Consider the following 14440-nt stretch of genomic DNA (forward strand, 5'->3'; position numbering starts at 1 on the left):
GGCTATAGCTAGAGGAGGTTATTTGAAATGTTTTGCTCTTAACAAGCCCGCACACATGTTTTCTAGCCGTCTGGCAACGGCATGATAATCATGCTGCTCGCACCACGCATCAGCACGTCGTTGCGTTTCAACTGCACTCGAAGAGTTTTTAACAATCTCAGAAATAATATCTGCAATACCTTCAGCAACATCCACTACGGAGGTTCCCTTCAATTTGAAGACGGCGTCACCAAGATCATCAAAAATAGCGAGCGGCGTCACTGCCACAGGTTTATGCGTCGCCATGCCGTAGCGAACGGCACCACTGGCCGATTCGCCGGTATTTTGATACGCGAAAACCAGCAGATCGGCGTCAGAGAGCAGACGTAAGCTTTCTTTATCATCAAGAAAATCGTTATGCATCTCTACCAGATCTTCAACCTTCAAATTAGCCGCAGTCTCTTTAAGCTCACGAACCAAAGCGGTGGATTCACTGACGGGATATTCCGCATTGACCAACCTTAGTCGAATAGGGTTCCCCGCTTTTTTCAAATAGGCCACGGCTTCGATAAGTTCCTTCAACCCTTTATGCGGCAGGCAAAAACCATAGCTGGCAACCAAAGGCGGCAGATTGCGATGAGCAGTCGATGCCAGAGCGGGATAGTTAATCACGCCATGTGGGAACAGAGTTACATTATTGACTAATCCAAGCAACTTCAGGCGGTTGATATCAGCAATAGAATGAACCAGCAAACGGTCACACATTTTCAACGCGTCAGTCATTTCTGATAAACGGAAATTCCAATACGGCTCTTTTTCGATCGGATCAACCGTCGAATGCATGGCCATAACGATAACCCGTCCCGCCTGGTGATGCCTTTTGATAAAGGCCGATAACTCGCGGTGGTTAAAGAATCCATAGTTAAACTGGATGACCAAGGTGTTCAGATTCAGGGTTTCAATTTGAGTATCTAAAGCATCAAGGTAATTGTCTTCTTTTCCAACAACCCAACTCCTCAGAACGTTACCTTCGTCCGCGTGTACCAGATCATTTGCTGTCGGTGCAAAAATCACAATTTGGTCGCTGGGCATGTCAGCTACCAAATGTTGGGAATAGGTGGCGATGCCGCATTTGGTATTCCACGTCGAGAGCCAGCCAATGCGGGGTTCCACTTGAGCGACGTCAAAATGCTTACGCAATTCGCCTACCGCAGCCTTTGATCGCTGCGCAACCGAGCTCCAGGTAAACTGACTAAGTATCAGTTCACGCCCTTTTGCTGCCATTGCCGATAGTTGCTTTTTGTCAGTCGCCGCCGCCTGCGCCATCGCCTCGGCCAGTTTATCAATATCGGCATGCACCCATGATGAAGAAAACAGGCCAAAATGGGTCTTCGCGCGTTCAAAACGATAATCAACCAGCCATGAATTTTCCTGCGTGCAAAAATCAAGCTGCCCGCTCCAACCAGTGGTGATAGCGGGTAAACCGCTCAACATCGCCTCCGCAATCGGCAAACCAAATCCTTCAGCACAGCTTGCCGCCACCAAGACATCACACTGTTCATAGAGCGCTTTCAGCTCTTGTTCCGGCATATCTTGTTCGATAATAATGACATGGGGATAATTGACGTGCCGCTTCTGAGCTTGCGTTAGCCATGCCTGAATTTCATTGTGCGGGTTAGGGAAAGTTTTGATGACCAGGGAAACATCATCCTCTCCGGTAAAAGCGGCGCCATAGGCCGCCAGCATCGCCTGAACCCCCTTCCGCGGGAAGCACGAAGAAACATGCAGGAATTTGAATGCCTTGGCATTCAGTTGCGGAGGATTGGCTGACTGAATCCGCTCCCAGTGCTCGCAACCATTCCCGACATTAAAAACGGGAACTTTAGTACCATTATCAATCAATACTTTGCGCACATGTTCTGAAGTGCAAAGGATCGCATCCAATTCACGGTTGAAATTATTGATCCAACCTTGTGGAAAGCCACTTTCTTCCCATGCATAGCAATGCAAAAGCTTCACATCCGCAGCCATGTTGCTGACACGTGGCGGATAGATATTGCGGCTCAATACATTAACTTGCTGCTCACTCCGCTGCTGCAAACGCGAATGGAATGCCTTCAAATCCGCATTACTTTCATCACTCAGGAAGGTTTCATTTGGAGCAAAGTCGCCAGGCCCTTCCGTTGAATGCAGCAGAACGTCAACATTGTCGCGACTGAGTGCTCGCGCGAATTCTCGATTTACCAAAGCCAGGCTATAGGAGCTGTCAAAAGGTCCTTCAACGCGCCAAGAGAGAGACTCTAGCGCAATGCCTTGCAACTCGAGTCTTTTGGCATTTCTATCCATCGCCTCAGCGGTTGACCGCAGATCGTTATCCGAAGGCTCTTCACGACATTTGATCGAGGAAACGGCGGAGATCAATTGCGATGACGTTACCGATTCAAACTCCACATCTCCGGCCTCAGCAACTAACCGCTCAAAACGAGACAAGGCGATAGTTCCCGCCTTATCCCACGAAAACTTGGCGGATTGCTCCAAAGCGTGTTTCTTTAATTGAGCGAGGAAAACGTCATCGCTTAAAGCCTGTTGAAGCTTGTCGCTTATTGACTCAACAGAATAGGGATCAAACAGCGCATCGGCATAACCGATCACTTCCGGGATACTGGTGACGTTAGAACCGATTGTCGCCGCACCGCACGTCATGGCCTCCAGAATCGGTAATCCAAAGCCTTCATGCAACGAAGCAAAGACAAACAACTTGGCCAACTGATAAAACACGACCAGATCCTGTTCCGATACATATCCAGTCAGAACCATCTCGTCATCACGCAGTTGTTGATTACGCGCGATGGAATGCAGATAACTGCGATCGCTGTCCGATAGCTTACTAACGATAACCAGTTGATTTTTTTCACGCAATTCAGGCGTTAATTTGCTGTAAGCCTCAATTAACCTCTTGAAGTTTTTACGGGAGTCAAAACCGCCAGGAGCATAAAGTACGACATCACGGGTAATGCCATATTTCTCTTTTAATTCAGAAAAATTATTAGCGGAAATCTCGCTGATATCAAAATGTTCTTCGGTCGCCGCCGAAATCGTGCATACTTTGCTTTCGGGAATATCCAACCACTCAATCACCTCCGAAGAAGTATAGTCCGAGTTGGTCAGCAGCAGATCCGCGTTCTTCAACCAATTGATTTTCTTTAAATAATAATCTTTATAAACGTCATCTTGCAGGTAAACATCCGCTTGTACCAAAGGGATTAGATCGTGATGCAACACCGCCACTTTAGTTTTTGGCGTTAATTTAGCGATCGACGTCACCGCATTATCTACATGCCCTTCGAACAAACTGGTTATAAAAACGACATCAGGTTTAAGATTATGTAAGAAGGCTTCACGCACATATTCTGCACACTCACTGCGCCAAGCATTGTTTCTATCCATCGCTCTGACAGGGCCAGGCGCATACCAGATAACGATATTTTCGGCCGGCACTAAGCGAGCAAATTGCGCTTTAAGTTCAGCGATGGTTTCGGGAAACAGCGCAGACAAAGCAATAAAAATTTCGTGTTGACTGTTATTACGGATGATTGCCTTTGCAATCGAAAGAGTATAACGGCCAATACCCCGAAAACGGCTTTCCGTTTGTGCTCCTTGCAGGTCAATAACAATACGCATTATGAATCCCCGTGTTTCTTATTATTTATTCTCTTTAGCTGCTCATATATATCGATAGCTCTGCTCGTCATATTTTCCTTATACACAACATGACGTTCATTCGCCATAAGATCGGCGTGATAGTCAGGCGCGGAAATTAAAACCCGTCTGAAAACAGATTGCAGAAATCGGTAAGCACCCAGCTTTCTAGCGCTGGAAAGAATGAATGCTTTGAATTTAGGATGTTCATGGAATAAAGCCAGAGCCGTATTTATTCCCTTTCTCAAAACCTTTTTGACTGCTTTGCGAGCTCGAGTTTTAACGCCTTGCTCACGCACCGCTTTAAATTGATATGAAACCCAACGCAATGGGGAGGTCACACGCCAGGAATTGCTGGTATGCGCATCAAAAAGCTGTTGTTGCAGACTCTGATTGTTAGCATGCACGTCAATGAGCTGCTGCTGTAGGCTTTGATTATTAGCATGTACAGCCATCAGCTCTTGATGTGACTTGTCCAATTGGTGCTGAAAACGCTCCAATTGGTTACTCACTTCGTGGAACTTCACTGTCTGCGCACGCAACGCCGTGTTCATTCGCTTAAACTCGTTATTCAAGCGTAGGTCATAGCGATCGCTTAAGCCGTCGAGAGTAACCCCATATTCTTTATCAAAATAGGCGTCCAATTCACCGACAATCGATGCCTCACCCTCTTTTTGGGCAATCATGCTATAGTCTGGGCTGACACCTTTCAACACATCGACCAAATATACCGATGTCTCTTCGTCTCTCAGTGCCGCTTTTTCCTGCAAACGCAGTATTTTAGTTCTCAGAAAACCGTAATAGTTCGGAATGAATTCGAGCAACGCTGGAGGCAGCGGATGGTTGTGCGTCGGATCCATATAAAAAGAACAGGTTCCAACGCTTACATTTTCGGGGTTTGGCGTCTCAAGAATCAGCAAACCACCGGGTTTAAGCACCCGCAACGCCTCTTTCACCAAAGACTGTAAAAACTCGAAGGGCAGATGTTCTGCGATATGAAAACCGGTGATGGCCAGTAGACTGCCGTCTTCCTGCTGCTGGAGGAAATCCAGGCAGTCCATTTTCTTCACGTTCAGCCCAACCTGCAAAGCACGCTCGAGCATACCATCATCGAGATCAACCCCCATGGCAGGAATAGCATTATCTCGTAAGATCTCGAGCCATTCTCCACGCCCACAGCCAACATCGACAACTTCAGCTGAAGGGTAAATTTTTGCCAACGCCATAATAAAAGGAAGATATACAGATAAGCGTTGTTTGATATCTTGCACGCTCCCCCGATGTTTTTCCTCAAAAACGCGATAAAAATTACCACTCATTCAAAAATCTCCAACTTAGGGGGCAACCAAGCTACTCCAATAAAATCTTTCTCGTTTGAATTAACAACGTTGAAAACAACCGCCAGATCGCGCCATTCGTAATTTTTTCCAACATGAGTTCCTGCCGTATGTAACGCTACGGCAACCGAGTAAGACCCAACCCCCAAATTGGCAGAGAACGCAAATGAAAAGGTTCTCGATTCATTCTCTTTCAAATCGAATAATGGCTGTTTCAGGTGATGAGTATTGGTACCAAAAACCGGCTGTCCCAATCGGTCTTTAATCAAATATCCCACGACAAGTTCAGGAACAGCCTCATTGACATGCACCTTCACCTGAAGGTTGACAGGTTGCCCTACCGCTACCACCTCAATACTTTCACCTTCGGTACTAAGAAGACTAATATCGGTAATAGTTGCCTCGCCTGAGCCAGAGAGCGTCTGCAATTTTCCATTATTTTCAACCTGACGAATCGACACATTTTGCTTATCAGCGAGTAGGGCATTATAGTAATCCATTACTGCTTCAGGCTCACCCTCCATTTCTACTCTGCCTTTGTTAAGCAAAATAGCTCTATCACATATGCTTTGGATCGCTTGTTTGTCATGTGACACGAGCAAGAGGGTGGTTCCTAGCTTGCGAAACTCACGTATCCGCTCGAAACTCTTATGCTGAAAATAAGCATCACCAACAGATAAGGCCTCATCAACAATCAAAATATCCGGGCGAATCGCTGTTGCAACGCTAAATGCCAATCGAACTTGCATACCGCTTGAGTAAACACGAACCGGTTGATCGATATAATCACCGATCTCAGCGAACGCCTCGATTTCCGGCATAAGTTCCGTAATTTTTTCGACGGACATACCCAGCAGTTGCCCTGACATATAAACGTTTTGGCGCCCGGTAAAATCCGAGTGAAAGCCCATGCCGAGCTCCAATAATGCCGCAACTCGACCGTCGAGAGCAATTTCGCCGCAGGTTGGTTTCGCTGTGCCAGTAATCAATTTCAGTAATGTACTTTTACCGGCGCCGTTAATACCAATAATGCCTAACGCCTCACCAGGCTCAACATGAAAACTGATGTTCTGCAGGATCCATTTTAGTTTATGTTTGACGGTATTAAATGGCGAAATCCACTCAAGCAGACGCCCTGTCTTAGAGGCATACTGTTTGTATGCCTTGCCAACATTATGTACTTTTATGTAACTCATTATAACTCGTCCACCATATCTGCAGCGTGTTTCCTGAATAATCTCATACCAAACGCACAGAAAATTATGGCCAGAACCAATACTGGCCATAATGAGTACCAGTTAGGTTGCTGTTGGTATGCAAATATTGACTGGTATGCTTGCATAACTCGGGCCATTGGATTGTACATCAGCGATGTTCTGGCCCATTCAGGCAGCGAATTTAATACATAAACGATGGGTGTGAACCAGAACCAGAATTGCAATAATACGCCAACAAACTGCCCAACGTCCCGGAAGAAAACGTTCATCACGCCCAATGTCATACCCAGACCGACGGTGAACAGAACTTGCAGAGCCAAAACGGGTAAGACGGAGAAGAATAAAACCCCGGGAAAGTTTCCGGTAAAAACAAGAAAAATTAAAAACAGGCTAAATATAATGGCGAAGTTTAAAATCGCAGACGCGGTCACAATGACCGGCAAGCAAATCTTTGGGAAACTGAGCTTTTTTATTAAGTTAGCATTAGTAATGAAGACACTTTGGCTTTTATCAAGAATTTCAGTAAATAATCCCCACGTCAGCACCCCAGAGCAAAGATAAATACTATAGGCAAAAGGACCTGAATTATCAGGCATCCGTGCCTTCATCACTTCTGAGAATACCAGTGTATATACCAAAATCATCGCTAACGGCTGCAATACCAGCCATAAAGCTCCCAACATGCTGGTTTGGTAACGGGACTGAAAGTCCCGCTTAATACTGCTCCAAATAAAACCCCGGTAACCATAGATGGCTAATAACATTTCTTTCATCGTTATTCTCCGCCTAAGAGCGCCAGAATCTCTTTAGTTTTTTTCTGCATCAATTCAACATCCCCTTTTGACTCAACATTCAAACGTACAACAGGTTCAGTATTCGATGTCCGCAGATTAAAACGCCATTCATTGAATTCAAGGCTGATACCATCTGTCATGTCAAAAGCCACGGCATCATCTTTGTAAACGCCTAAAACACGCTCAATGGCAGCTTTAGCATCAGGCAATTTGCGATTAATCTCACCAGATGCTGGATACGCTTCCATACGATCCTTCACTAGCTGACTCAACACACTGCCTTTAACTGAAAGTAAACCCGCTACCAATAGCCATGGAATCATACCGCTGTCACAATAAGCGAAATCACGGAAGTAATGGTGCGCACTCATCTCGCCACCATAGATAGCATCTTCTTTGCGCATGCGCTCCTTGATAAAGGCATGCCCCGTTTTGGACATAACAGGGATGCCACCAGCTTGGGTAACGATATCGATGGTATTCCATGACAGACGAGGATCATGAATAATCTTGGAGCCAGGGTTGGCTTGCAGGAAAGCTTCTGCCAATAGGCCAACGATATAGTAGCCCTCGATGAAAGCGCCCTTCTCATCAAACAGGAAACAACGGTCGAAATCACCGTCAAAAGCAATTCCCATATCCGCCTGATGCTCAAGCACGGCTTTTGCTGTGTCATCCCGACATTCAGGTAATAACGGGTTAGGGATACCGTTAGGGAAATTCCCATCAGGTTGATGATGAACCTTTACAAAGGTAACGGGAATATTTTCTTGCTGGAAACGTCGCTCTATTTCGTCGATAACATGGCCTGCAGCACCATTTCCAGAGTTAATGACCAACTTCATTGGCTTCAATGCTGTTGCATCAATATACTTCAGCAAATGATCTACATAATCGGTGAGAATGGATACTTGTTGATAACTACCACGTTTATCCTTCACTACCGCAGGAAACGTATTTTCTTCCGCTAATTTTTTAATCGCAAATAAACCGGTATCACCACTAATCGGCTGAGCATTTGCTTTAACCAGTTTCATACCATTATAATTCATTGGATTGTGGCTAGCAGTAACTTCAATGCCGCCATCCATATTCAAATGGAAAGTGGCAAAATAGACTTCTTCAGTGCCACTCATACCAATGTCATATACGTCAACACCAGCATCCTGCAATCCGTTGGCGAGAGCCACTTTAAGAGACTCGCTGGTCAGCCGTACATCGCCACCTACGATAACGCGCTGAGGTTTCAGGTATTCGCCATAAGCTCGGCCGATACGATAGGCAATATCCTCATTCAGCTCTTCACCTAGTTGACCACGGATATCATACGCTTTAAAACAAGTTAAGGCACTCATTAAAACCTCAAAAATTAGCAACGACCGTAATGATCTTTAATACGGATAATGTCATCATCACCTAAATAAGAGCCTGACTGAATCTCAATCAGCTCCAAAGGAATATTTCCGGGATTTTCTAAACGGTGGACAACCCCAATTGGAATGAATGTCGACTGATTTTCTGTAAGTAAGAACGTTTTATCCCCCGTTGTTACTTTAGCCGTACCAGAAAGAACCACCCAGTGTTCCGTGCGGTGATGGTGCATTTGCAGAGAAAATGCTTCCCCGGGATTAACGGTGATACGATTGACATTAAAACGCTTTTCAGCAACCAAAATATCGCAAATACCCCATGGTCGATAAACCTCGCGGTGTCTTCGATATTCACTCCGCTTATGTTTTTTCAGATACTCAACAACTTTTTTAACGTCCTGAACTTTCGACTTATCAACCACGAGAACGGCATCTTTAGTGTTAACAATAACCAGATTATCTACGCCAACAGCCGCAACTAATTTTTCATCAGTATTGATATAGCAATCACGGGTATTATGCAGGAAAGTGTCGCCGGTCAATGCATTACCAGCCCCATCTTTCTGGCTGACTTCCCATAATGCAGACCATGAGCCGACATCACTCCAACCGGCATCCAGCGGGATCATGACCGCATCTTGTGTTTTTTCCATTACCGCATAATCGACCGACTCGTCTGGGCAACTCGCAAAGGCGTCGCGATTGACATTGATAAAGTTTTTGTCACATTCGGTATCATCCAGCGAGCGGCGACAGGCAGCCAGGATATCGGGACGGAATGCCTCCAGTTCCTCCAGGTAACGCTTGGCACGGAACATGAACATACCACTGTTCCAAAAATATTCACCGGAGTCGACATAAGCCTGAGCGGTTGCGAGATCAGGTTTCTCAACAAAACGTTTTACGTTAGCGGCCACCGCTTTATCATCGCAGCACTCTCCACGCTGGATGTAACCATAACCAGTTTCTGGACCTGTCGGCACAATACCAAACGTAACCAGGCTTTTTTCCGCTGCGTAAGGCAATGCTGCTTCGATCGCCTGGTGGAAAACATTCACATCCTTGATGATATGGTCTGCTGCCAATACCAGCATGATGGGATCGTTACCTGCTGCGGTAGCATTCAATGCAGCCAGAGCAATCGCTGGCGCAGTATTTCTGCCAATGGGCTCCAGGATAATGTTGTGTGACAACATATCAATTTGACGCAGCTGTTCAGCCACCATAAAACGGTGGTCTTCGTTGCAGATTACAACAGGCTCACCGATCTCCACGCCATCGAGTCGTTTCAACGTTTCCTGAAGCATTGAATTTACGCTGTGCAAGCGCAAAAACTGCTTAGGGTGGAGTTCTCGTGACATCGGCCATAAACGGCTACCAGTACCGCCTGCCATAATTACAGGTAATAACATTTTTTGTCCTTATGACGCTAAAAATATATAAAGCTTTAAATACAATATGTTAAGTTAGGTCACACCAATACATAACGTTCAATCATCGCGCTTACTATTGCCTTATGCAGTGCTTAGATGAAGGCCAAACAGCAACGAAGGGCATTTCGCTGGCAGTGATAATACAGGAGATTACTCAACCTCTCACGGTGACGAAGGCCTGCAAAAATCACGCTACCGCCCTTGGCTCAACAGCTACCAACCGACTGATCTTGCTTTTGAATTTTATCCATGGCCAAAACTCGCCACACTGTTGTACCTCGCATATGGCACAAAAAGCCATACTCGTGTCCCCCCCTGTCAGGTATAGGGGACGGATATAATAAATATTTTTGCTGCGTATGCTACCACCTTAACCATCAAAACACCTGTAGATTATCCGCTTTTTCAGGCTTATCTGAGATGAACGCTCACTCAGCACCCGAAAAGGGCTTAACCCGTGTAACAATCGCGATCGCATTGTTAAATACGTTATAATATTTAAAGAATGTGTATCCTGGTGGGATGCATGATTGCGATCGCAAACCGCAATCATGATCTAACAAAGAGAGGGAGCTTATCTGTAAGGTATTACTTTTGGTAACCTTGTGGATTAGTGCGCTGCCAATTCCAAGTATCGCGCATCATATCATCAATGCCTCGGCTGACTTTCCATCCCAGCTCCTGATAAGCCAGATCGGCATTGGCCCAGAAAGCAGGCAGGTCGCCATCACGACGTGGCAAGATCTGATAAGGGATCGTGACGCCTGACGCTTTCTCAAACGCCTGAACCATCGCCAGCACCGAATGCCCTACGCCAGCCCCAAGGTTGTAGGCCTTAAATCCATTGATCTTTGGCAGATGATCCATCGCCTTCAGGTGGCCTTCGGCCAGGTCCATGACATGGATGTAATCGCGTTCTCCCGTTCCATCGTTTGTCGGATAATCCCCACCGAAAATACCCAGCTTCTCCAGCTTGCCGATAGCCACTTGTGAGATGTACGGCAGCAGGTTATTGGGAATGCCATTGGGATCTTCACCAATCAAACCGGACTCGTGAGCACCTACCGGATTAAAATAACGCAAGGCGATAATCGAGAACTGAGGCTCTGCTTTAGCGAAATCTTGCAGGATCTGCTCCACCATCAACTTTGATGTCCCATAAGGGCTGGTTGTCCCGCCGATCGGTGTCGTCTCTACATAAGGTACCGGCGAATTGGCACCATAGACAGTGGCAGAAGAGCTAAAGATAAAGTCGTGCACGCCGGCACGACGCATAGCATCCAACAACACCAGCGTGCCGGTAACGTTATTCTGATAATACTCCAGCGGCTTGCGCGTTGACTCCCCTACCGCCTTAAGACCGGCGAAATGGATCACGGCAGTGATCTCATGAGCGCCAAAGATGCGCTGCAGGCATTCGGCATCCTGAACGTCTCCCTGATGGAACTCTGCGGCTTTCCCCGACAGTTTCTCCACCCGCTGCAATGACTCCGCAGATGAGTTGGACAAATTATCCAACACCACGACGTCCTCGCCACGCTCCAGGAGCGATAGCACGGTGTGTGATCCGATGTAACCAGCACCACCGGTAACTAAAATTGCCATATCCCCCCCTTATACTTCGCAACATTCTTGATTCGACAAAAACGCCCTTATCGATACCGGGCGCATCATACAACCTTCTGGGCGCACCATGAAGAGAGAGCGGTAAAACCGCTCTCATCCTAGACTATTCAATGTATTAATCGTTAAATTTGTGCACCGAGCAACGCCAAAATCTCGTCGGTCTTCGCTTGCATCAGCGCAACATCGGCGCGCGATTCGACATTAAGACGCACCACAGGTTCCGTATTGGAGGAACGCAGGTTGAAACGCCAGTTTGCGAACGACATGCTGATGCCATCGGTATAGTCTACCTCATCCGCTTGCGCCAAATAGTATTGCTTGACGCTTTCAATGGACACGGCCGGCTGTGTCAGTTTGATATTGATCTCACCGGAAGACGGGTAGGCGGCAATGCGATCCTGTACCAGTTGCCCCAAAGTTTGTCCTTTCACACTGACCAGTTCGGCAACCAACAGCCACGGGATCATGCCGCTGTCACAATAAGCAAAATCACGGAAATAGTGGTGGGCGCTCATCTCACCGCCATAAATGGCGTCTTCCGCACGCATGCGTTCCTTAATGAAAGCATGGCCGGTTTTCGACATCACGGGCACGCCACCCGCATCGGTGACCACATCGACAGTATTCCAACTCAGACGCGGGTCGTGGATGATCTTCGCTCCCGGCTGTTTCTGCAGGAAGGCTTCCGCCAGCAAGCCGACGATGTAATAACCCTCAATGAAATCGCCTTTTTCATCGAACAGGAAGCAGCGATCGAAATCGCCGTCGAACGCGATCCCCATATCAGCGCCATGCTCACGCACCGCATCGGCGGTATCCGCGCGACATTCAGGCAGCAAAGGGTTGGGAATACCGTTAGGGAAAGCCCCGTCCGGCTGGTGATGCACCTTGATAAACTCCAACGGCACGCCCCGCGCCTTGAGTTGCGCCTCGATGGCATCAATCACATGCCCTGCCGCACCGTTGCCCGAGTTGAGCACCAGCTTCAACGGCTTGAAGTTTTTCACGTCGACGTAAGACAGTATGTGCTCTACATAAGCCCCCAATACGTCCTGGCGGACATAGCTACCGCGCGTTGCTGCCGGCGCCTGAAAGTGATTTTTCTCCGCCAGTTCTTGAATCGCTCGTAGCCCGGTATCGCCGCTGATTGGGCGAGAGCCTTCGCGCACTAACTTCATGCCATTGTAATCGATAGGATTATGGCTGGCGGTCACTTCCACGCCACCATCGGTTTTTAAATAGGTTGTGGCGAAATAGATTTCTTCGGTACCGGTTAAACCGATGTCTATCACATCAGTGCCAGAATCCTGTAAACCTTTCGCCAGCGCCAGTTTCAGGCTTTCACTGGTCAACCGCACATCGCAGCCCAACACGATCCGTTTGGGCTTCAAAAACTCGCCATAGGCACGCCCAATACGATACGCGATGTCCTCATTCAGCTCTTCGCCCAGCTTTCCCCGGATGTCATAAGCTTTAAAACACGTCAATTTTTGCATTACCAAACCCTGTTAGACTCTGCCATAGCGATCTTGCAAACGCTCAATATCATCTTCTTCCAGATAGCGCCCCGACCTGACCTCGATCATTTCCAAATCGATTTTTCCCGGGTTTTCTAGCGTATGGACACTGCCCGCAGGAATGAAGGTAGACTGATTTTCCGACAAGAAGAACTCTTGATCATCAACGTTAACTCTTGCTGTCCCACTCACAACGATCCAATGTTCGGCACGGTGGAGATGGCGTTGCACCGACAACCCCTCCCCTGGCCGCACAATGATTTTCTTCACCTGGAAGTGCGTGCCGCTGTCGATGTCGCAAATCTTGCCCCAGGGCCGGTAGGCGGTGGAATGTTGGCGAAAATGATGAAGATTGCGCTTTTTAAGCTCATCAACCACTTTCTTTACATCCTGTACTTTATCCTTATGAGCGATCAGCAAGGCGTCAGTGGTGTTGACCACGATCAGGTTTTCCAACCCAATGGTTGCCACCAACGCAGACTCCGAAGAGATGTAATTGTCACTGGAGTCGATCGAAATAACGTCACCCACATTGACATTGCCCAACGGATCTTTCTCGGAAACGTTCCACAATGAAGACCAAGAGCCGACGTCGCTCCAGCCGGCATCAATGGGAATCACTACGGCATCACGCGTTTTTTCCATCACCGCATAGTCGATGGAATCACTTGGACAGTGTTTGAAGATGTCTTGCTCAACCCGGATAAAATTCATGTCGCGTTGGCTCTTATCCACAGACTGCTGGGTTGTGCTAAAGATGTCGGGGCTGAACTGCCGCAATTCCTGTAAGAACTTGGCGGTCTTGAACATGAACATACCGCTGTTCCAACTATAATCTCCGCTGGCGAGGTATTCGACCGCTTTCTCCAAACGTGGTTTTTCCACGAATGCATCAACCTTGAAACAATCATTGGACAGGTGACTGCCGCGTTTGATGTAGCCGTACCCGGTTTCCGGATGTTCCGGAATAATGCCAAACGTGACCAGATGGTTATTGCCTGCAAACGAGATAGCCGTCTGGATCGCCGCGTGAAAATTATCGACCTTCGTGATCAGATGATCTGCAGCCAGCACCAAGAGCATGCTGTCTTCGTCTTCTTCCGCTGCAAGATGAGCGGCTAACGCCACTGCCGGCGCAGTATTGCGCCCTACGGGCTCTAAAATGATATTGGTCGCTAATTGTCCGATTTCACGCAATTGCTCGGCAACCAAAAAACGATGTTCCTCATTGCAAATGACCAAAGGAGCGGCAATTTCAATACCGCCCAGCCCCGACAAGCGCTGTAACGTCTGTTGCAGCAGGCTCATCCCACTGTCATCAATAGAAAGAAACTGTTTAGGGAACGATTCTCGCGACATCGGCCACAGACGGCTCCCAGCACCGCCGGCCATAACCACAGGGATTAATTTGGACATTATCTACCCTTTACTCCGCCATCTTTCCTAAACGAAGACGCTACACGTCACT

9 protein-coding genes are annotated in these 14440 nt (G+C 47.4%); all 9 read right to left on the bottom strand.

Annotated elements, in window-relative coordinates:
* Positions 1–18: 18 nt before the first annotated feature.
* Positions 19–3660 (bottom strand): glycosyltransferase, encoded by a 3642-nt coding sequence (locus AC2CGQ_RS11695; protein WP_015377247.1) that lies wholly within the window; start codon positions 3658–3660, stop codon positions 19–21.
* On the bottom strand, positions 3660–4997 hold the full coding sequence (locus AC2CGQ_RS11700; protein ID WP_085336421.1) for a class I SAM-dependent methyltransferase: 1338 nt from the start codon (positions 4995–4997) through the stop codon (positions 3660–3662). The genes AC2CGQ_RS11695 and AC2CGQ_RS11700 overlap by 1 nt, the downstream gene beginning before the upstream one ends.
* On the bottom strand, positions 4994–6211 hold the full coding sequence (locus AC2CGQ_RS11705; protein WP_015377245.1) for an ABC transporter ATP-binding protein: 1218 nt from the start codon (positions 6209–6211) through the stop codon (positions 4994–4996). The genes AC2CGQ_RS11700 and AC2CGQ_RS11705 overlap by 4 nt, the downstream gene beginning before the upstream one ends.
* Entirely contained in the window at positions 6211–6996 is a 786-nt protein-coding gene (locus AC2CGQ_RS11710; RefSeq protein WP_033633692.1) for an ABC transporter permease, read from the bottom strand. The genes AC2CGQ_RS11705 and AC2CGQ_RS11710 overlap by 1 nt, the downstream gene beginning before the upstream one ends.
* A gap of 11 nt (positions 6997–7007) precedes the next feature.
* The gene (gene cpsG / locus AC2CGQ_RS11715; RefSeq protein WP_166444989.1) at positions 7008–8381 is read right to left on the bottom strand and encodes a phosphomannomutase CpsG; all 1374 of its coding nucleotides are present in this window, start codon (positions 8379–8381) and stop codon (positions 7008–7010) included.
* 14 nt (positions 8382–8395) lie between these two features.
* Entirely contained in the window at positions 8396–9808 is a 1413-nt protein-coding gene (locus AC2CGQ_RS11720; RefSeq protein ID WP_015377242.1) for a mannose-1-phosphate guanylyltransferase/mannose-6-phosphate isomerase, read from the bottom strand.
* Positions 9809–10417: 609 nt separating this feature from the next.
* Entirely contained in the window at positions 10418–11434 is a 1017-nt protein-coding gene (gene galE / locus AC2CGQ_RS11725; protein ID WP_015377241.1) for a UDP-glucose 4-epimerase GalE, read from the bottom strand.
* 143 nt (positions 11435–11577) lie between these two features.
* Positions 11578–12951, bottom strand: coding sequence for a phosphomannomutase CpsG (gene cpsG / locus AC2CGQ_RS11730; RefSeq protein ID WP_033633505.1), 1374 nt, complete (start codon positions 12949–12951; stop codon positions 11578–11580).
* A gap of 12 nt (positions 12952–12963) precedes the next feature.
* Positions 12964–14388, bottom strand: a complete 1425-nt coding sequence (locus AC2CGQ_RS11735) for a mannose-1-phosphate guanylyltransferase/mannose-6-phosphate isomerase (protein ID WP_139792490.1) — start codon at positions 14386–14388, stop codon at positions 12964–12966.
* Positions 14389–14440 lie beyond the last annotated feature (52 nt).

It is taken from the genome of Serratia sp. DFXYC6 (genome assembly GCF_057196085.1).

Coding starts and splice junctions, on each gene's coding strand:
- AC2CGQ_RS11705 (WP_015377245.1), bottom strand. CDS start 6,211: ATGAGTTACATAAAAGTACATAATGTTGGCAAGGCATACAAACAGTAT.
- AC2CGQ_RS11700 (WP_085336421.1), bottom strand. CDS start 4,997: ATGAGTGGTAATTTTTATCGCGTTTTTGAGGAAAAACATCGGGGGAGC.
- cpsG (WP_033633505.1), bottom strand. CDS start 12,951: ATGCAAAAATTGACGTGTTTTAAAGCTTATGACATCCGGGGAAAGCTG.
- AC2CGQ_RS11720 (WP_015377242.1), bottom strand. CDS start 9,808: ATGTTATTACCTGTAATTATGGCAGGCGGTACTGGTAGCCGTTTATGG.
- cpsG (WP_166444989.1), bottom strand. CDS start 8,381: ATGAGTGCCTTAACTTGTTTTAAAGCGTATGATATCCGTGGTCAACTA.
- AC2CGQ_RS11735 (WP_139792490.1), bottom strand. CDS start 14,388: ATGTCCAAATTAATCCCTGTGGTTATGGCCGGCGGTGCTGGGAGCCGT.
- galE (WP_015377241.1), bottom strand. CDS start 11,434: ATGGCAATTTTAGTTACCGGTGGTGCTGGTTACATCGGATCACACACC.
- AC2CGQ_RS11695 (WP_015377247.1), bottom strand. CDS start 3,660: ATGCGTATTGTTATTGACCTGCAAGGAGCACAAACGGAAAGCCGTTTT.
- AC2CGQ_RS11710 (WP_033633692.1), bottom strand. CDS start 6,996: ATGTTATTAGCCATCTATGGTTACCGGGGTTTTATTTGGAGCAGTATT.